20 protein-coding genes are annotated in these 18,583 nt (G+C 47.5%); 14 read left to right on the top strand and 6 right to left on the bottom strand.

The window, feature by feature from the left end; all coding sequences use genetic code 11:
• Positions 1-20 precede the first annotated feature (20 nt).
• The 3 genes from QUE60_RS01970 to QUE60_RS01960 are packed head-to-tail and all read right to left on the bottom strand — an operon-like array spanning position 21 to position 3,403.
• Positions 21-674, bottom strand: a complete 654-nt coding sequence (locus QUE60_RS01970) for a cytochrome b/b6 domain-containing protein (RefSeq protein ID WP_286227036.1) — start codon at positions 672-674, stop codon at positions 21-23.
• Position 675: 1 nt separating this feature from the next.
• On the bottom strand, positions 676-1,617 hold the full coding sequence (locus tag QUE60_RS01965; protein WP_286227035.1) for a 3-hydroxyacyl-CoA dehydrogenase family protein: 942 nt from the start codon (positions 1,615-1,617) through the stop codon (positions 676-678).
• A gap of 1 nt (position 1,618) precedes the next feature.
• On the bottom strand, positions 1,619-3,403 hold the full coding sequence (locus QUE60_RS01960) for an IlvD/Edd family dehydratase (protein ID WP_286227034.1): 1,785 nt from the start codon (positions 3,401-3,403) through the stop codon (positions 1,619-1,621).
• A 72-nt stretch (positions 3,404-3,475) separates the two neighbouring features.
• Here QUE60_RS01960 and QUE60_RS01955 point away from each other — a divergent pair, with 72 nt between their 5' ends.
• The 4 genes from QUE60_RS01955 (at position 3,476) to QUE60_RS01940 (ending at position 8,435) form a co-directional block, all read left to right on the top strand.
• Positions 3,476-4,405 carry a 2-hydroxyacid dehydrogenase gene (locus QUE60_RS01955; RefSeq protein ID WP_286227033.1) on the top strand — a complete coding sequence of 310 codons (930 nt, stop codon included), beginning with the start codon at positions 3,476-3,478 and terminating at the stop codon, positions 4,403-4,405.
• A gap of 12 nt (positions 4,406-4,417) precedes the next feature.
• The gene (locus tag QUE60_RS01950) at positions 4,418-5,338 is read left to right on the top strand and encodes a dihydrodipicolinate synthase family protein (RefSeq protein ID WP_353506044.1); all 921 of its coding nucleotides are present in this window, start codon (positions 4,418-4,420) and stop codon (positions 5,336-5,338) included.
• A 67-nt stretch (positions 5,339-5,405) separates the two neighbouring features.
• Positions 5,406-6,356: a TAXI family TRAP transporter solute-binding subunit gene (locus QUE60_RS01945; RefSeq protein ID WP_286227032.1), complete on the top strand. Its 951-nt coding sequence runs from the start codon at positions 5,406-5,408 to the stop codon at positions 6,354-6,356.
• Between the two features lie 63 nt (positions 6,357-6,419).
• Positions 6,420-8,435, top strand: a complete 2,016-nt coding sequence (locus QUE60_RS01940) for a TRAP transporter permease (RefSeq protein WP_286227031.1) — start codon at positions 6,420-6,422, stop codon at positions 8,433-8,435.
• Positions 8,436-8,493: 58 nt separating this feature from the next.
• Here the strand turns inward: QUE60_RS01940 and QUE60_RS01935 are convergent, their stop codons facing one another.
• Together QUE60_RS01935 and QUE60_RS01930 are read right to left on the bottom strand one after the other, a co-directional pair.
• A complete protein-coding gene (locus QUE60_RS01935) occupies positions 8,494-9,630 on the bottom strand; it encodes a mandelate racemase/muconate lactonizing enzyme family protein (protein ID WP_286227030.1) in 1,137 nt (378 codons plus the stop codon).
• A gap of 46 nt (positions 9,631-9,676) precedes the next feature.
• Complete coding sequence (locus tag QUE60_RS01930) at positions 9,677-9,934, bottom strand: hypothetical protein (protein ID WP_286227029.1); 258 nt, start codon at positions 9,932-9,934, stop codon at positions 9,677-9,679.
• Between the two features lie 261 nt (positions 9,935-10,195).
• On the opposite strand from QUE60_RS01930, the gene QUE60_RS01925 reads away from it, so the two are divergent.
• The 10 genes from QUE60_RS01925 (at position 10,196) to ccmI (ending at position 18,087) form a co-directional block, all read left to right on the top strand.
• Positions 10,196-11,488: a M23 family metallopeptidase gene (locus tag QUE60_RS01925; protein WP_286227028.1), complete on the top strand. Its 1,293-nt coding sequence runs from the start codon at positions 10,196-10,198 to the stop codon at positions 11,486-11,488.
• A gap of 6 nt (positions 11,489-11,494) precedes the next feature.
• Positions 11,495-12,121, top strand: a complete 627-nt coding sequence (ccmA, locus tag QUE60_RS01920) for a cytochrome c biogenesis heme-transporting ATPase CcmA (RefSeq protein ID WP_286227027.1) — start codon at positions 11,495-11,497, stop codon at positions 12,119-12,121.
• On the top strand, positions 12,118-12,804 hold the full coding sequence (gene ccmB, locus QUE60_RS01915) for a heme exporter protein CcmB (protein WP_286227026.1): 687 nt from the start codon (positions 12,118-12,120) through the stop codon (positions 12,802-12,804). Before ccmA ends, ccmB begins: the two co-directional genes overlap by 4 nt.
• Positions 12,805-12,867: 63 nt before the next feature.
• Positions 12,868-13,605 (top strand): heme ABC transporter permease CcmC, encoded by a 738-nt coding sequence (ccmC, locus tag QUE60_RS01910; protein WP_286227025.1) that lies wholly within the window; start codon positions 12,868-12,870, stop codon positions 13,603-13,605.
• Positions 13,605-13,784, top strand: a complete 180-nt coding sequence (gene ccmD, locus QUE60_RS01905) for a heme exporter protein CcmD (protein ID WP_353506043.1) — start codon at positions 13,605-13,607, stop codon at positions 13,782-13,784. Before ccmC ends, ccmD begins: the two co-directional genes overlap by 1 nt.
• 15 nt (positions 13,785-13,799) lie before the next feature.
• The gene (gene ccmE, locus QUE60_RS01900; protein ID WP_286227024.1) at positions 13,800-14,273 is read left to right on the top strand and encodes a cytochrome c maturation protein CcmE; all 474 of its coding nucleotides are present in this window, start codon (positions 13,800-13,802) and stop codon (positions 14,271-14,273) included.
• The gene (locus QUE60_RS01895; protein WP_286227023.1) at positions 14,270-16,207 is read left to right on the top strand and encodes a heme lyase CcmF/NrfE family subunit; all 1,938 of its coding nucleotides are present in this window, start codon (positions 14,270-14,272) and stop codon (positions 16,205-16,207) included. Before ccmE ends, QUE60_RS01895 begins: the two co-directional genes overlap by 4 nt.
• A gap of 1 nt (position 16,208) precedes the next feature.
• Positions 16,209-16,733, top strand: coding sequence for a DsbE family thiol:disulfide interchange protein (locus QUE60_RS01890; RefSeq protein ID WP_286227022.1), 525 nt, complete (start codon positions 16,209-16,211; stop codon positions 16,731-16,733).
• Positions 16,730-17,218: a cytochrome c-type biogenesis protein gene (locus QUE60_RS01885; RefSeq protein ID WP_286227021.1), complete on the top strand. Its 489-nt coding sequence runs from the start codon at positions 16,730-16,732 to the stop codon at positions 17,216-17,218. Before QUE60_RS01890 ends, QUE60_RS01885 begins: the two co-directional genes overlap by 4 nt.
• Positions 17,218-18,087, top strand: coding sequence for a c-type cytochrome biogenesis protein CcmI (gene ccmI, locus QUE60_RS01880; RefSeq protein WP_286227020.1), 870 nt, complete (start codon positions 17,218-17,220; stop codon positions 18,085-18,087). Before QUE60_RS01885 ends, ccmI begins: the two co-directional genes overlap by 1 nt.
• A 10-nt stretch (positions 18,088-18,097) precedes the next feature.
• Here ccmI and QUE60_RS01875 read toward each other — a convergent pair whose 3' ends face one another.
• Positions 18,098-18,538, bottom strand: a complete 441-nt coding sequence (locus tag QUE60_RS01875) for a universal stress protein (RefSeq protein ID WP_286227019.1) — start codon at positions 18,536-18,538, stop codon at positions 18,098-18,100.
• Positions 18,539-18,583: the final 45 nt, after the last annotated feature.

The following is an 18,583-nucleotide window of genomic DNA, read 5'->3' as shown; positions in this document are numbered from 1 at the left end:
ACTCGTCCTGTATTTACTGATTAAGCGATCAGCAAATACAGGACGAGGATAATCAACAAAAATATTGCCAGTGCCAGCAAGCGTTGGCGACTTGAATCAATTTTCTCAGCTAATTTCGGGTGAGACTCGATTAATTTATCACCGGTGACCATAGGTCGGACTAAATTTTCTTGCTTAACAAAATGGTAGTACGAGATTGCAGCAATATGCAGTCCTACCAAAGCAAATATTAAGTATTGGTTGAAGCGATGAATACTAGAAAGCAGCGCAACAGTACTATTCGAAACGTATTTTGCAAGTGGTCCCTGGAAAAAAATATCATCATCGGCAAATAAACCGGTCAGAGCCTGAATTAAAACGACTACCAATAGAGCGATGACGGATAAGGCGCCGAGCGGGTTATGACCAAGTCCGCCATCGACTTGACCCCGAAGAAAGGCAATTAGTGTTGCGGGGCTGGGAACAAAATTAGCAAAGCGTGCATACTTCGAACCCACAAAACCCCAAATGAGTCGAAACAAGATCAGTACAAGCGCAGTGTAGCCACAATAGGCATGCCACTGAATGGCATTACCGCCGATTTTCACAAACACGATACCGAGCACAATACAGATCGCCAAAGCCCAATGAAATAGGCGAGTTGGCAGATCCCAAATGCGAACCGGTACGCTCACTTTATTTGATTTCAGGAAGTTCTTTTTGTAAGAGCTTCAACCCAGCACGAAGTAAATCATCGTAACGCTGGCGCTCTACTTTGATCGCCTCGGCATCCCAGGAATAAAACCCTTGACCTGTTTTCATTCCGAGATTTTCAGAATCCACTTTTTCCTTAAGGCATTGTGCAATCTCACCTTTGTTATTAAGGGAGGGATAGATACTGGCTCCGGCCGCGGCATGAACCTCAACACCAGCATGATCACGCTGCAATACTGGACCTGCAGCCAAGTAACGAAAGCCGAAACCAAAACGCACTGCTTTATCAACATCTTCAGGCGTGACAATCCCCGCATCGATCAGATCAAAGGCTTCACGAGAGAGCGCGTGTTGCAAACGATTGGCCAAAAATCCTGGCAAGTCCTTTTTAACAGTAACCGGAACCATGCCACACGCGGTCATTAAACGACTCAAACTGTCTGCTACCAAACGTGATGTTTTTTCACCATAGATCACCTCCACGCAAGGAACTAAATGTGCGGGCATAAAAAAATGCAAACCAATCATCCGAGCTGGACTTTTTAAACCTTTGGCAATTTCACTAATGGGAAAACTAGAACTATTACTTGCTAGCACAGTTTCAGGGTTCACTACCTGCTCGAGTTGAGCAAATAAATCCTGTTTGACCTCAAGTTTTTCTGGAACACACTCAATCACTAAATCAATTTCTGACCAATCAAAGTGATTGAGCGAATCAACGACGGAGAGCAAATGTAGCCGATGTGGATATCCAATTTCTTGCAATTTAGTTTCAAAATAATTGGGCAAGAGAGCTCGGCGTTCAGCGCTCGATTCAAAAACTTGGGTTGCGCACCCTCCACGAGCACAGACTAGGGCAACATCAGCCCCCATGGTTCCACCGCCCACGATTAAAACTTTGGTCTCGGCTGGATTAAATAGCATCTCAATTTCCCCTTAGAAGTGGTACGACGCCATGTGCAGAGGGAACCATGAAGTCAAAATCACACCCAACATCCGCTTGCGTAACCGTCGTTTGATAGAGATGACGATAACCCGTTTCTGGAATATTCAAGCGCTTTGCTGGTGTCTCAAGAGAGGCAATACGGCGCGCAATTTCTGCATCATCAAGCTCTAATTGCAATAAACGTTTTTCAACATCCAAGGTAATCATGTCGCCATCCTGAACGATGGCAAGCGGTCCGTTCTCGGCAGACTCTGGAGTAACGTGTAAGACAATCGTGCCAAAGGCGGTGCCACTCATACGAGCATCGGAGATCCGAACCATGTCTTTGACTCCTGCTTGAGCCAGCTTTTTTGGAATCGGCAAATAGCCAGCTTCAGGCATGCCCGGCGCACCTTTGGGGCCAGCGTTCTGTAAAACCAAGATATCTTCTGCCGTGACGTCTAGATCTGGACTGTCCACGCGCAAGGCTAAATCCTCCAAAGATTTGAATACCACAGCGCGACCACGATGTTTGAGTAAATTAGGGCTAGCAGCTGAGTGCTTAATCACTGCGCCACGCGGCGCTAAATTGCCCTTCAAGACAGCTAAGCCACCGACAGGGTAAATTGGTTCACTCGCAATCCGAATGACCTTACGGGCTTTGGTAACTTTTGCTGCGTCAATCTCCTCGCCAAGCGTTTTGCCGGATACCGTTAAGCAATCGAGGTACAAGTGGGGTTTTAACTCTCGCAAGACACCCATCAATCCACCGTCTTCATATAAGTGTTCCATGTAGTGCGAACCACTAGGCTTTAAATCAACCAGGACCGGAATATTTCGGCCCAAGCGATCAAAGCGCTCCAAATCTAATTTGATTCCCAATCGTGCTGCGATCGCCGTGAAATGAATCAAGGCATTGGTTGAGCCCCCGATTGCATGCAGGACAACAAGTGCATTTGTCAACGCCTCGGGACTTAAGATGGTTCGTGGCGAGAATTTACCTTCACCGGCTGTTTTGCCGAGCTCAACCGCTCTGCGCCCAGTGAGCTCCGATAAGCGAAAGCGTTCTGCGGTAACGGCCGGGGCTGCTGCTGCGCCAGGCAAACTCAAGCCAACGGTCTCAACCATACAGGCAATGGTGCTGGCGGTTCCCATCACCATACAGGTCCCAGTGGTTGGCGCTAATTTACCGTTGATCTCATCAATTTCTGCCTGATCAATTTCACCAGCCCGAAACTTTCCCCAATAACGACGGCAATCGGTGCAAGCTCCCAAGCGATCGCCTTGATGCAAGGTGGTCAGCATCGGGCCCGTCGGAATTGATAACACTGGCACATCAAGACTGGCTGCGGCCATTAATTGAGCGGGGATGGTTTTATCGCAACCACCGACCAGCACCACCGCATCCACTGGTTGCGAGCGCATCATCTCTTCAGTATCCAGCGCCATCAAATTGCGTAAATACATGCTGGTTGGAAATGCAAATGACTCATGAATCGAGATGGTTGGGAACACCATCGGCATCCCCCCTGCCTGCATCACACCGCGCTTAATCGCCTCAATCATTTGTGGCACATTGCCATGGCAAGGGTTGAAGTCACTATACGTGTTCGTGATTCCAATAATAGGCCGGTCAAGAGCGCTATCACTAAATCCCATCGCCTTGATAAAGGCTTTGCGCATGAATAGAGAAAATTCGGTATCGCCGTAACGCGTGAGGCCCTTGCGAATTCCAGTTTGGGGTGTGCTTTGTGATGCAGCTTTAGGGTCGTTATTGGTGCTCAATGGTTGGTATCCAAAATGTTAAAAATATCGACTTACAATGTCACATTATTCCAATAAAAATAGAATCGAGACATGATTCCAGTCAATAGCGTATTACAAGTGGGATTTTTCCCTGAAATCATGCAAGATGAGGTCTTGCGTCGCTTAACGCCAGTGATGATGCCCGACCCCCAAGGTCCCATTCCAAAAAAGGATGTTCAGGCGATTTTGACTAGGCCCAGCTATCCCATCACACCCACTCTTTTAGATCAATTGCCCCAAGTCAAAATGATTGCCTGCTGTGGCGTTGGATATGACAATCTTCCGCTCGATTATTTAAGGCAAAAAGGAATCATGGCATCGAACACGCCAGGGGTCCTCAACGATGCAGTATGCGAACTCACGATCGGCATGTTGTTTGCCCTACTGCGTCAAATTCCGAGGGCACATGAATTTGTACTTCATAAAAATTGGAGTAAAGGGGCCTTTCCGTTTACAACTTCCTTGGCTGGCAAAACAATCGGGATCGTGGGCATGGGACGAATTGGTCAAGAGCTCGCAGCGCGACTTGTACCTTTTAAGGTAAAGATTGCCTACCATGGCCCACATGACAAGCACCTCTCCTATCCATACATTTCCTCATTAATTGAGCTAGCAAGAATGAGTGATGTCTTGATTCTGTGCTGCCCCGGCGGCAAGGAAACCGAGCGCATGATTCATCGTGAGATCTTAGAGGCTTTAGGCCCCTCGTCTTACTTAATTAATGTCGCTCGCGGCACTGTCATCAACGAGTCCGATTTGTTGGCTGCACTTCATGGCAGGAAGATTGCTGGAGCCGCCCTGGATGTTTTTGAAAACGAACCCAATCCTGATCCACAATTTTTAGAGCTCCCCAATGTTTTACTCACGCCGCATATTGGCAGCGCTACCCAAGAGACACGTCAAGCGATGACGAACCTAGCGATTGATAATCTCGTTGCCTTTTTTAATCAGCGCCCTCTACCAACCCCTATTGCCATGTAATTGGAGATTGTGATGCCTCTTCATTCCTCGAGTTTTTCTGCAGTTTTATCCCCAGTGCTAACCCCATTTAATGCCGATGGTAGTCCGAATGCCAAAAAACTCCTGCGGCAATGCCAATGGCTTCAAAGTCATGGAGTGGGTCAAGCAGTATTCGGAACAAACTCTGAAGCCAATTCCATGTCGGCACGCCAAAAGATCACGGTGTTAGAGGAGTTGATTGATGGTGGACTCAACCCAAATAATGTGATGCCAGGCACTGGTGCATGCTCAGTTGATGATGCAGTAGCAATGACACGTGCCGCTGTGAATGCTGGTTGCGCTGGAGTATTGATGCTCCCGCCCTTTTATTACAAAGACATAGCCGATGATGGCCTATTTGCGTTTTATGCTGAGGTCATCGAAAAAGTTGCCGATGCAAACTTAAAAATCTATGTCTATAACATCCCCCCGGTCACCAAAATTGGTCTGAACCTTTCCCTGTTAGAACGGTTAGTGAAGACCTATCCCAATACCGTCATTGGGATGAAAGATAGTTCGGGGGATTGGCCGTATACCGAATCTGTCATTAAAGCGTTGGCTGGCTCGGGATTTCGAGTATATGCAGGCAGTGAGGTATTTTTACTGCGCACCTTAAAAGCTGGGGGCGTGGGTTGCATCTCAGCCACTGCGAACGTCAATCCAAAAGCAATTGCCCAGCTGGCAGCGCGTTGGCAAGAGTCTGGGGCAGATGCTCTTCAAGAGTCCTTATCGGCAGTACGAGCTATTTTTGCGCAGTTCCCGATGATTCCCGGTATGAAAGCAGCGGTCGCCCACTACAGTGGTGATCCCGATTGGCTGCGGGTGAGACCACCGCTGCTATCCCTCGATGCGGAGCAGCAAAATAAACTGGTTCACGAACTGCAAAAAATTAACTTCCAAATGGAAGGGCTTTAAGGCCATTAAATTGGTATAGACTTACGGCTTGTAGTAAAGATCAATAATGATTACAGGAGATACCTACATGAAATTACTTAAATTGTTGCCACTGTGCTTTGCACTGCTTTGGGGCAGCGTTCAAGCACAAAATCTTTCGGTCGCGACTGGCGGTACCGGCGGTGTTTACTATCCCATGGGTGGCGGCTTAGCAGCTGTTCTGTCGAAAAAAGTGCCTGGTATGTCTGCGACTGCTGAGGTGACTGGCGGCTCTGTAGACAACCTTAACCTCATTGGCACTGGCAAGCCTTATATTGGCTTCTCAATGGCCGATGCCGCTAAAGATGCACAAACTGGTCAAGGCAAATTCTCTGGTAAAAAAATTGACCTTAACACTTTGTTGGTCCTCTATCCCAATCGTATGCACATTGTGACCACTGAGGCTTCGGGTATCAAAACGCTGCAAGATCTCAAAGGTAAGCGTGTGAGCACCGGAAGTCCTGGTAGCGCCACTGAGGTGATGGCCTTTCGCGTGATTGAGGCTGCTGGTCTTGATAAAGATAAAGACATGAAGCGTGAGCGTCTGGGCGTTGCTGAGTCAGTGAATGCTGTGAAAGACCGTAAGATTGATGCGTTCTTTTGGGTAGGTGGTTTACCAACTGCTGCTGTAACTGACCTTGCCAATACTCCGGGAACCAAAATTGTGATGATCGATCACTCCAAAGAAGTCGATGCCATGAACAAAAAATATGGCAACCTTTACTTCAAGGACGTGATTCCAAAGACCACCTACAAGGGCATGGATAAAGACAATAACGTGATCTCTGTTGCTAATATCTTGGTCACCAGCTCAAAGATGTCTGAAAAAGAAGCTTACGACATCGTGAAAGCTGTATTTGATAACAAGATCGACTTAGTTCGCTCACACTACGAGTACATCAATGTGACTCCTGAAGGTCAAAAGGCTGCCTCAACACCAGTACCATTTCATCCTGGTGCTTTGAAGTACTTCAAAGAGAAAAATATTAAAGTCAATTAATCTGTTTTTTCGTTTTGTTTTAATGGCCGCTAATGCGGCCATTTTTTAATAGAGACCAACACCATGAGCGAAAGTGCAATCGATAGCGCAACCCAAGAAAAATTAGACGCGCTCATCAAACAAGAAGAGGGTGACTCCAATAATTACAAAGGGATCTTCGCGATCTTTTTAACCCTCGTGGCAGTTGGGATGTCACTATTTCATTTGTACGCAGCGTATTCGATTGTTCCAACTCAAGTATTGCGGACTGTTCACGTCGGCTTTGTTCTCTTCTTAGTGTTCTTGAGTTTCCCTCTCATGGCGCGTTATAAAAATCGGCTGATGTGGTGGGACATCCTTTTTGCACTTGCTTCTATCGCCATCGCTTATTACGCCATCTCGGGCGGCGATGACTTTGGTGATCGCAATACTGCACCCAACCCAACCGATGTACTTTTTGGTTCAGCCCTCGTCTTACTGATCCTCGAGGCTGTGCGCCGAACGAATGGAATGATTTTGGTTACAGTGACGGTGCTATTTTTACTCTATGCGCTCTTTGGAGACTTACTTCCAGCCCCCTGGACCCATAAAGGCTACTCAATAGACCGTTTGGTTGGTTTTATGTACATGACCCTAGAGGGTATCTATGGAACTGCAGTTGATGTATCAGCCACACTGATTATTCTATTTACGATCTTTGGGGCATTCTTGCAATTTACGGGTGCCGGTAAGTTCTTTATCGACTTCTCGTTTGCTGCCATGGGTGGCAAATCATCTGGTGTAGGACGCACCATTGTTTTATCGTCATTCTTACTGGGCGGCCCCTCTGGCTCTGGTGTAGCGACTACTGTCACCGTTGGCTCGGTAGCGGCACCCATGCTCAACAAAGTGGGGTATGAGAAGAATGCTGCGGGAGGACTTTTAGCTGCTGGTGGATTGGGAGCAATTATCTCGCCGCCTGTTCTGGGTGCAGCAGCATTCCTGATTGCCGACTTTCTGAAGATCTCCTATTTAGACGTCTTATTGATGTCGATTATTCCAACGATTTTGTTCTATCTCGGACTTTTCACGATGGTGGAGATTGATGTTCGCAAATACGGCATGAAAGCAATGCATTTTGAGGCGGTCGAGAGTGCCTGGTCGTTGAGTAAAAAATACTGGTTCCATTTCTTCTCATTAATATCGATTGTTCTATTTATGGCCATGGGCTTTACACCCGTAATGTCCGTACTATGGGCAACGATTATTTCTGCCTTGACCAGCATGCTGCGCAGAGACACTGCCATCATCCCCTACGAGTGGTTTACGGGGAAGCAACCCATCCTCAAAGGACTTTATGAATCCAATTTAACGAAGGCTCTAGCCTCTGGCTCAACCAGTGTTTTAGCCATTGCAGCAACCTGCGCTGGTGCTGGTCTGATTGTGGGCACCGTGGTATTGACTGGTTTGGGCCTGAAGTTCAGCTCGATTGTGATTCAGTACGCGGGCGGCTCTTTATTACTCACCGCAATTTTCACCGCATTGATTGTTTGGATTGTGGGACTTGCGGTTCCAGTCACCGCTTCGTACATTATTTGCGCTGTGATTGCGGCACCCGCTCTGATTAATCTGGGCGTACCAGCATTTGCAGCGCATATGTTTATTTTTTACTATGCAGTGTTATCAGAGGTTTCACCGCCAACCGCCCTATCGCCCTTTGCAGCCGCAGCGATTTGTAAAGGCAATCCATATAAAACAACTTTACAAAGCTGGAAATACGTGGCGCCTGCGATTTTGGTGCCGTTTATGTTCGTACTCGATAAATCTGGGGTTAGCCTCTTGCTAATGGGCTCTACAACTGCTTTGGCTCAGGCAAATTGGATGGAAATTGTTTGGTCTACGCTAACCGCCATTGTCGGAATTGTGGCGCTGGCTGGCGGTCTGCAAGGTTGGTTTATTGAGAAGACAAATATCTTAGAGCGTACCCTGATGGTTGTCTCTGGAGTCGCGTTGGCCTACACCTCACCAACCGCCGATATGATTGGTTTTGCTGGATTTGGTTTAGTACTCGTTCTGCAGTTCTTTAAGTACTTTAAGGCCAAACCCAAAGCTAGCGCCTAAAGGGTCATCAATCAAAAAGCCGCTTTCATCAAGCGGCTTTTTTATGATTCGTTTCGTACTATTTTTTGATTGTGGTCCAAGCTGATTTGCCGGCGTATTTCTTCACCGCAGCTTCGTCAAACTCAAATCCCAATCCTGGTGTTTTATGCAAGATCAGATCACCACTCTTAAATGCCAACTGCTTGTTAATAAGGCGTCGGAAGTTTAAGACTTGGTTATCTGGGAAAAACTCGACGAAACGAGCATTGGGTGTTGCCGCGACTAAGGGTGCATGCAAATCATGGAACCAGTGCGGGCAAACCGTAATCCCTTTGGAATCTGCATACGCAGCAATGCGTCTGAATTCACTAATACCGCCACACACTGCCGCATCCGCCTGCAAAATAGTTGCGCCACCGGCATCCACCAACTCACGAAAGCGCCAACGACCTACCTCAATTTCACCAGTGGCGATCGTAATGGACGTATTTTTTGCTAAGCGGGCATGCAAATCAATGGCATCGGGAGAAAATGGCTCCTCCAACCAATAAGGATTGTATTTCTCAAAGCGGCGCACATACTCCATCGCCGTTGGCAAATCGCGCCAAGCATTATTTGCATCGAGCGTTAAAAGGACATCATCGCCGACTGCACTGCGAGCGGCTTTGACTCGAGCCTCCTCCTCGCGAGGGGATAGACGACCCACTTTCATCTTCACCGCCTTAAAGCCGAGCTTTACAAACGATTCCATCTCCTTGCCTAATTTCGCTGGGGTTTTACCTTCTAAATAGTAGCCACCGCTGGCATAAGCAGGGACGCGATCATCTACCACGCATCCCAAGTATTGATGGAGAGGTAAACCAACTGAGCGGGCATTGAGATCCCAAATTGCAGTATCCAGAATCGAGATGCCACGCATCACAGAGCCCGAACGACCTTGCAAAATGGATTCTGCATACATCTCAGACCACAGACCTTCACTGCGATGGCTATTCTGCCCAATCAATTTAGGAGCCAACAATTGCTCAACGGCGACTTTGGCGATACTGCCCGCGGCAGATCCCACGTAACAGAATCCAACCCCCTCGTAACCATCTTTACTGCGAACTTTAACGATGCAGTAATGGCGCTCACTCACAGTCCGAGTCGCAAACGATGTCACAACATCTAATGGAACTGGCACGCTGGCCACTTGAACGGATTCAATAATTGGCATTTTTTCCTCTTTTTGGTTAACCAATAAAAGAAAATGATTGTAGCGATTATTTGCCGATGGATTCTGCGAGACAGCGTTTCATAAAACTCTCTTTGGCAACGTCGATCAATCTACGATCTCGTGCAGTGCGCTCACAATCGATGCGAGCTTGTTTGACACAATCGTCATAACTCACCGGCTTGGACCCTGGGCGGGCGGTGTTTTGTGGGGCCAGCTGTTCTGAGCAGCTCTTGGCCAACGCCTGCGAGGAAGGGATACTAAATACACAGGCGGCGGTCATCAAACGAATCATCACGGCTTGCATCGATTACCGCTCCCTTGAAGTCAATGCCTGATCATACTTAGTTTTTAGATGCAAAATTGTTGCACTACGGCATAAATGCCTCGATTTCCTCTCATGATATTGGATAATTGAGGTGTGTATCAAACCCATACCTCTCGATTCAGTGTTCGATCTTTGGTCCTTTTGGGCAAAGTATGTCTTGGAATTGGTCTGATACTTTGCAGTCAGATCGCGCTGTCTCAATCCAATGAAAACACCAAATCGAATCCCGCTAACAAAAAAGTGCTTGCTCCCCAAAAAGGGATTCAGGTTAATCAACGAGCGCAAGGTAAAGTAGGTGGTGGTAGCTCGGGCTTGCAAAGCAAATCGGCTGCAGAGCAAAATCAGCAACTCACTGATCCCGGCACCGAAGAGTACAGTCAGTTCGATGCGGTGCCTGATTTTCAGGTCCAACGCGGCTGTCTAAAGCGAGGATTTCGAGAGGGCAATCTTCCCAGCCGAATTGGAATCAACGATCCTGAGTTTTTAGAGTACTTCAAGAATCAAACGGGTCGGTTCTTCGACTCCGTAAATGGTCCATGCATCCCTTATGTGGTTGCTTTCGGAAAACGCGGACGCCTTGAGTCACTTAGCATCATGAATGGGCCAAGTAGGAATGAGAAATCTCAGATTTTGACTTTTACTGCCTCGGGGTTTGGGGGATACCTCGTTCAAGAAGAAAACCTTGTTGGTCAAATGCAGTTTTGGACAGAGCTATTTATTCCCTTGCAAGAGGTTCTCTATGAACCCCAACGTTTAGGGGATAAGTTACCAGTTGAGCTTGCCTGGGAACTCAACTCGATCGTGAAGCAACTTTATCCAGATGACTCTGCCTCACTTGGAAACAGCCCAAAGCAAGTGCGCGTCATCGTTGATTTTGGTACCCGGGATCGCTGGGCACAAATTTGGGCAGTCGAGATTTTGAATCCCGCAACCAATCAAGTGCTAGCCGATGCGTTTTGGTTGGATCGTGATGATATTCCGGGATCATTCTTTACCGCCAGCGGTGACTCCATTGAACGTAGCTTTTGGACTAATCCTCTAAGCTATCGACGGATCTCGCGGGGCGTTGGACAGGTTCCAATTCGCTCCCGAACCAATCCCAATAATCCACAAGCCCAAGGCAAAGACCGACGCTATCGAACTCATATGGGTATTGACTATGCAGCGCCAACTGGTACGCCAGTATTTAGCGTAGCGAATGGGAAAGTGGCTTTTCTTGGTTACAGCGGAGCGTACGGCAAACTCATCATCATTGACCATCCAGGCAACTATCGAACCTATTACGCCCACTTGAGTAATTACAATAATGAATTAGTCGTCGGCAATAATATTCGGCGCGGCATGGAGATCGGCTACGTTGGCTCGACTGGTCGTTCCACCGGCCCCCATTTGCATTATGAATTACGAAAGAATGGCATCTATGTGGATCTCTATAACCCAAAAATTCAGCTGGATTTGTGGACGATGCGCCCAAGCGATAGTGGCTCGTTCACCAAGCAGCTGTTAATGTTAGGCAGCATCCCTAAAGAATGAGTACGCATGTCTAAATCGTTACGGCTTGAGTCCATTTCATGCGTGCGTGGAGGTCGTACCTTATTTGAAGATCTCCATCTTGAAATCAAACCAGGGTCTATTCTGCGCATCTCTGGAGATAATGGTTCAGGTAAATCCAGTCTCCTACGTATTCTTTGTGGCCTACTATTACCCCATGCTGGTCAAGTTTTTTGGGGATCGGATCCAATCACTGAGGACCGAGATCAATTTCATACTGAGCTGATTTATCTTGGGCACATCCCCGCCTTGAAGCCAGACTTCAGCGCAATCGAGAATCTAATGTCATTGGCATTACTAGGCGGTCAATCGGTCTCTGATGATGAGGCTATGTTCGCTCTGCGCGCAGCGGGTTTAGATCGCCAAGCCCATCGTTTTATTCGCACCCTATCGCAAGGTCAAAAACAACGTATCGCACTTAGTCGCCTACACTTGCCACATCCAAAATCCATTTGGGTTTTGGATGAACCATTTAATGCCCTGGATCGAGAAGCAAACCTTGCGCTACAAAGCTTATTAATCAACCATGTCAATCATGGAGGAATCGTGGCACTCAGTAGCCATCAAGAGCTACAGATCGATAGCGAACCTTGTGTAATTCGATTGGAACTATGAGCCAAAGTGCTTCCGGATTTACAATCTTTCTAGGTGTGATTACGCGCGACCTACGTCTCGCGCTTCGCCGCAAAAGTGATAGTCTTGCTGCCCTCATCTTCTTTGCTGTAGTGGCGAGTCTTTTTCCGCTGGGTATTGGGCCAGAGCAAAACCTCTTGATGCAAATTGCGCCGGGAATCCTTTGGATTGCCGCCCTACTGGCGGCCATGTTATCGCTTCACAAAATTTTTTCAGAGGATTTTATCGATGGGTCTTTGGACCAAATTGCCTTAACCGCCCTTCCACTGCCTCTCGTAGTGCTAGCCAAAACGATTGCACATTGGATAAGTAGCGGCCTATTGCTAACTTTAATTTCTCCGATCCTTGCTTTGCAATTTAATTTACCAATCGATACGGTCGGTGTTTTATTTCTATCCCTTCTACTGGGAACACCTCTACTGAGCCTAATCGGCTCTATAGGCGCCGGTTTAACCTTAGCCAGTCGTGGCAGTGGGACCCTGCTGGCCCTGATCATTTTGCCCTTGGTCAGTCCCGTTCTTATCTTTGGAGCCGGGGCGGTGGAGTCCTACCAGAGCGGCCTTGGAGTGGCGGCCCATTTTTCTTTACTTGGCGCCATGCTCGCACTCGCATTATTTTTAGCCCCCTTTGCCAGCGCAGCTAGCATTCGGATTGCCCTGGAATAAAAGACGATCACCCGCAATCGACTTACAATACCTTTCAGTTTATTCATCTGTTAGGTTTTAACTTTGTCTTTACTCAATCTAAATTGGTTTAAGTTTGCAGCCCCCCAACGTTTTTATGGGCTTGCTGGATCGCTAATCCCTTGGTTTGTGGTGAGCGGTGTGATCCTGACCATCATTGGTTTAGTAATCGGCTTAGGTATTGCTCCCACCGATCATCAACAGGGTGACTCGTATCGCATTATTTTTATCCATGTTCCTGCAGCTTGGATGTCGATGTTAATTTATCTGGTCATGGCATTTTGGGCAGCGATTGGTCTCATTTTTAATGCGCGCTTAGCTAGTATGCTAGCCCTATCCCTAGCCCCCACAGGAGCTATCATGACCTTTATTGCCTTGTGGACCGGTGCCGTTTGGGGCAAGCCAACCTGGGGTACCTGGTGGGTCTGGGACGCTCGCCTCACCTCAGAGCTCGTATTGCTTTTTCTATATTTTGGCTTCTTATCATTACATGCCTCGATTGAAGATGTTCGCAAGGCCGATCGTAGCGCAGCATTATTAGCTATTGTGGGGGTAATCAACGTCCCCATCATTTATTTCTCGGTTAAATGGTGGAATACTCTCCATCAGGGGGCGTCTGTCAGTTTGACTAAAGCCCCTACGATGGCCACACAGATGTTAACTGGGATGCTCATCATGGTTTTTGCTTTTTGGATGTATTCAATTGCAGTTGCCCTGTATCGGTGTCGTAATCTCATTCTAGACCGGGAGCGCCATGCCGACTGGGTCAAGGAGGTTCTGTAATGCTTTATTGGTCAAGCTTCTCCGACTTTCTTCACATGGGTGGCTATGCCCTCTTTGTTTGGGGGTCTTACCTGGTCACAATTTTGGCGCTGGTGATTGAGATAGCCCTGCTACGAAGTCGGAATAAGGCCCTTCGAAAAACCCTAATTTCTGAAATTCGCGAGCCCAAAAGAAATTAGGCAAAATAGGGGGTTATGAAACCCCGTACAAAGCGCGGTCTTGCGATCGCTGGTGGTCTGGCCTCATTAGGTGTTGCAGCCTATTTGGTATTGCAGACCTTCCAAAGTAATTTAGTGTTCTTTTTTAGCCCATCCCAGGTTTATGCCAATGAGGCGCCGAAGAACAAACTATTTCGGATTGGCGGCCTGGTTAAAGAGGGTAGCGTTGTTCGCGACCCAGGCGGCCTGAAGGTGAACTTTGTCGTGACCGATACCGCACACGACGTCCCCGTCCAATACGAAGGTCTTTTGCCAGATTTATTCAAGGAAGGTAAGGGCGTAGTTGCTCAAGGTCAGCTCAATCAAAACGGAATCTTTCAGGCAAAACAAGTGCTTGCTAAGCATGATGAGAACTATATGCCGCCCGAAGCCGCCGAGGCTCTTGAAAAAGCCAAATCAAAAGATCCTCAAGCAGCGCCCACTCTGAAAGAGTATGGGGGTAAAAAATGATTGCAGAAATCGGCCAATACGCAATGATCTTGGCGCTGGTGACTGCGCTGATCTTGTCCGTATTTCCAATGGTGGGCGCGCAGAGTAATCGCCCTCATCTCATGGCCATTGCTAGACCTGCCTCTTGGGCCCTCTTTATTTGGGTCGCCATTGCCTTCGTTTGCCTCACAGTGAACTTCATTCAAAATGATTTCAGTGTGTTGTATGTGGCACAAAACTCTAATTCTAATTTGCCCCTGATTTATCGAATCTGTGCCGTCTGGGGTGGCCATGAAGGCTCTATCTTGTTATGGGCATTAATGTTAGCAGCCTGGACCTTGGCTGTAGCTGTTTTCTCAAAACACCTTCCAGACAAAATGATTGCGCGCATTTTGGCTGTGTTGGGTATTTTGAGTGTGGGTGTTTTGTTATTTACTATCTTGACCTCGAATCCCTTTGATCGGCTTTTTCCTCCCGCTCCTGAAGGGCGCGATCTCAATCCTCTGCTGCAAGACCCTGGGATGATTATTCATCCGCCGTTTTTATACATGGGCTATGTGGGTTCAGCAGTCGCTTTCGCATTCGCAATTGCCGCTCTTTTATCTGGTCGACTCGATGCCGCCTGGGCGCGTTGGTCGCGCCCTTGGGTTACTACCGCCTGGTGCTTCTTAACCATTGGTATTGCGCTTGGTAGCGCTTGGGCATATTACGAACTCGGTTGGGGTGGATGGTGGTTCTGGGACCCAGTTGAAAATGCGTCCTTTATGCCTTGGCTAGTCGGTACTGCATTAATGCACTCGCTTGCTGTTACTGAAAAACGCGGTGGCTTCAAAATGTGGACCGCCCTATTGGCAATTTTGGCTTTCTCACTATCACTATTAGGAACCTTCCTAGTTCGCTCGGGCGTGATCACTTCGGTCCACGCCTTTGCCACCGATCCTGAGCGTGGCGTATTTATTCTGGGCTTTTTAGGTCTGATCGTTGGTGGCTCCTTATTGCTATTTGCATGGCGAGCCCCGAAGGCCAATATTGGGGGTAACTTTGAGACCGTCTCACGCGAAGGCATGCTACTCGTTAACAATGTTCTCTTATTGGTTGCCGCCGCCGCAGTATTGCTAGGCACGCTCTATCCCCTGATCTTGGACGCCTTAAACCTTGGCAAAATCTCAGTGGGCGAGCCCTACTTTGAGGCAGTATTTGTGCCACTCATGACGCCTGCATTATTTTTAATGGGGGTTGGTCCAATTGCGCGCTGGCGCCAATCGCCTCCAATCGAACTTGCTACTAAATTGAAGTGGGCACTTGCAGCAAGCGCCATCTCTGCGATCATTGCCCCCCTCGTGTTGCATACCTGGACGCCAATGATCGGCTTTGGACTTTTGATTGCTGCCTGGATTATTAGCTCTGGTATCACACAATTAATTGATCGCGCCAGGATTAACCCAAGTAAGACCTGGTGGCAAAACCTACGTATTCAACCGGCTGGTTACTACGGCATGCTACTGGCACATTTTGGGGTGGCGGTATTTATCATTGGTGTTACCGCAGTGCGCGGCTTTGAAACCGAGCAGGATGTTCGAATGCAAATTGGCAGCGTATCGCAGTCAGGTGGCTATGACTTTAAAATGGTTGGCTTAAAAACCATCAATGGCCCTAACTATGCGGCTATTCAGGGTGAATTTGATGTAAGCAAGAATGGCAAACCAGTAACCAGCCTGTTCCCCGAGAAACGGATTTACACCGCAAGCCAAATGCCGATGACCGAGGCAGCAATCGATTCTGGCCTGACACGCGACCTCTATGTATCACTCGGAGAACCAATTAATGAAAACGAATGGAGTGTGCGTATTTATCACAAACCATTTGTTGATTGGATCTGGGGCGGATGCTTCCTCATGGCTCTCGGTGGTTTCTTGGCGATTACTGATCGTCGCTATCGCAAGAAAGAAGCATAAGATGCGACGTTACCTGATTCCCTTCGTCATCTTTCTGGTGCTGCTGATTTTTTTAGGAATCGGCTTACAACTGAAGCCGCGTGAGGTGCCATCGCCATTTATTGGTAAACCTGCCCCGATGTTTAATCTACCAGTGCTCGGTAAAGAGGAGGCGAGTTTTTCTCCCGACCAAATGAAGGGACAGGTATGGATTCTCAATGTCTGGGCCTCGTGGTGTGCGGCATGTCGTGATGAACATCCTTTATTGGTTGACTTTGCTAAAACTCAGAGTACACCTCTGATTGGGCTTGATTACAAAGACAAGCCTGAAGCTGCCAAGGCTTGGCTCAAGCAATTCGGCGACCCCTATCAACTCTCGGTATCCGATATGAAGGGACAGGTTGGAATTGATTATGGGGTCTATGGGGTTCCTGAAACCTTTGTGATTGATCGCTCTGGCGTCATTCGCCTCAAACACATTGGGCCACTCACCAAGGATACGATTGAGAAAAAAATTATCCCCTTGATTGCCAGCCTCCAATCATGAAGAACTTCTCTATTCATTTGGTGGCTGGACTCTTACTCAGCTCTGCTATTCACAGCATGGGCTTAGCGCAAAGCAATACAGCCCCCTCGGTTTCGGATAACCCAGCGCTTGAGAAGAAAGTTCTCGAGGTCTCGAATGAACTGCGCTGCCTGGTTTGTCAGAATCAAACGATTGCGGATTCTAATGCTGATCTCGCGGTGGATCTCAAAAACCAAGTTCGCCAACAGCTAAGTGAGGGACGCTCTAAACAAGAAATCTTGAGATACATGACTGAGCGTTATGGAGACTTTGTGCTCTATAAGCCTCCCTTTAATGCAGCAACTGTAATGCTTTGGGTTGGTCCATTTTTACTGATGTTGCTTGGTATTGTTTTATTGGTTCGCCAAATTAAACAACGCAAACAAGAGCTGTCTCAAGAAACATTTTCAGCTCAAGAGATTGAACGCGCTAGACAACTGCTAGACCGCAAACTAGGAAACCAGTAATGACTCTTTTCATCCTGATTGCTGTATTGATGACCGTGGTTGCGGTTTTATTGATCATTATTCCGTTTCGCAAAAGCAAGCTTAATCTTGAAAAAATTAGTTTCGAGCAAGACGAAAATATTGCTATTCTTCAAAATCAATTACGTCAATTTGAGCTTGACCACCAAGAAGGTCGTATCTCTCAAGAGCAATTAGCCGAATCGCGCCTTGACATTGAAAAACGCTTACTCCAAGAGGAGCGAGCGATCGCTGCCGATCAACTTGTTTTGGATGGGGAGTTACACCAGCGCAAGAAAAAATGGTCGACCATTTTCATTGCCACCACATTACCCATTGGGGCGATTGTTTTATATCTCTTGGTCGGGTCCCCATTAGCCCTTTACTTGCCAGAGGCTAATCAAGGCCAACCGCAGCTGACGCAACAAGATATTGAGGGCATGGTTGAGCGTTTAGCTCAACGGCTCGAAAAGGAGCCTAATAATGCTGAGGGCTGGCAAATGCTGGGGCGCTCATATGCTGCATTAAACCGGATGGCAGAAGCTCGGGCGGCTTATAAGAAAGCATTGGAACTCAACCCCAATAATGCCCAACTCTTGGTGGACTATGCCGATCTCTTAGCGTTTGAGAATAAGAGTATTAAAGGTGAACCGATGCGCCTGGTGCAAAAAGCCCTACAGATCGACCCCAATAATCTCAAAGCCCTTGCCCTGGGAGGCACTGCTTATTTTGAAATAGGGGACTATAAAAAAGCTGAAGAATATTGGTCCAAGGCAAAAGGCTTAGTACCTGCGGATAGTGAGTTTGCACGGGGCATGGATGAAAACATCGCTGCAGCTCGCGCCGAGGCGGGCCAACAGAAAAAGAAATAGAAAATAGAAACTAGCCCAAAACCAATACTGGCAATTTGGTGTGTACGATTACTGCGTGGGTTTCACTGCCGAGCATAATCCCTTTGAGGCCGGTATTTTTATGGGATGCCATCACAATCACATCTCCCTTGGCTTTCTTAGCAGCCTCGATGATTCCTTCGTATAGGTTGACATGAAAAATATGGCGGGCATCAACCATTAAGCCCTTGCCCAATTTTTCACTACATTTCGCCAGAATTTTCTTTGCAAAGGCCTCACAGGTCTTTTTGTGTTCGGTGTCGGTAAAAGCTACTCCCATGGTGCTATCGGCATACGCAATCGGAGGCAATGGGTCGGATACATAAACTAAAGTAATTTTTGCGCCGTCCACCTTTGCTAATTCGGCCACTTTCTTGAGCGATTTCATACTCATATCGCTACCATCAACAGGTACGATTAAATTACGAAACATAGATACCTCCTGTGAAATAGTTGAAGGATTTATACTGACATTACT

This window comes from Polynucleobacter sp. HIN11 (assembly GCF_030297675.1).
Taxonomy (GTDB): domain Bacteria; phylum Pseudomonadota; class Gammaproteobacteria; order Burkholderiales; family Burkholderiaceae; genus Polynucleobacter.
Note: the sequence above shows the minus strand (reverse complement) of the source record. Positions and strands in the feature narration are given on the sequence as shown.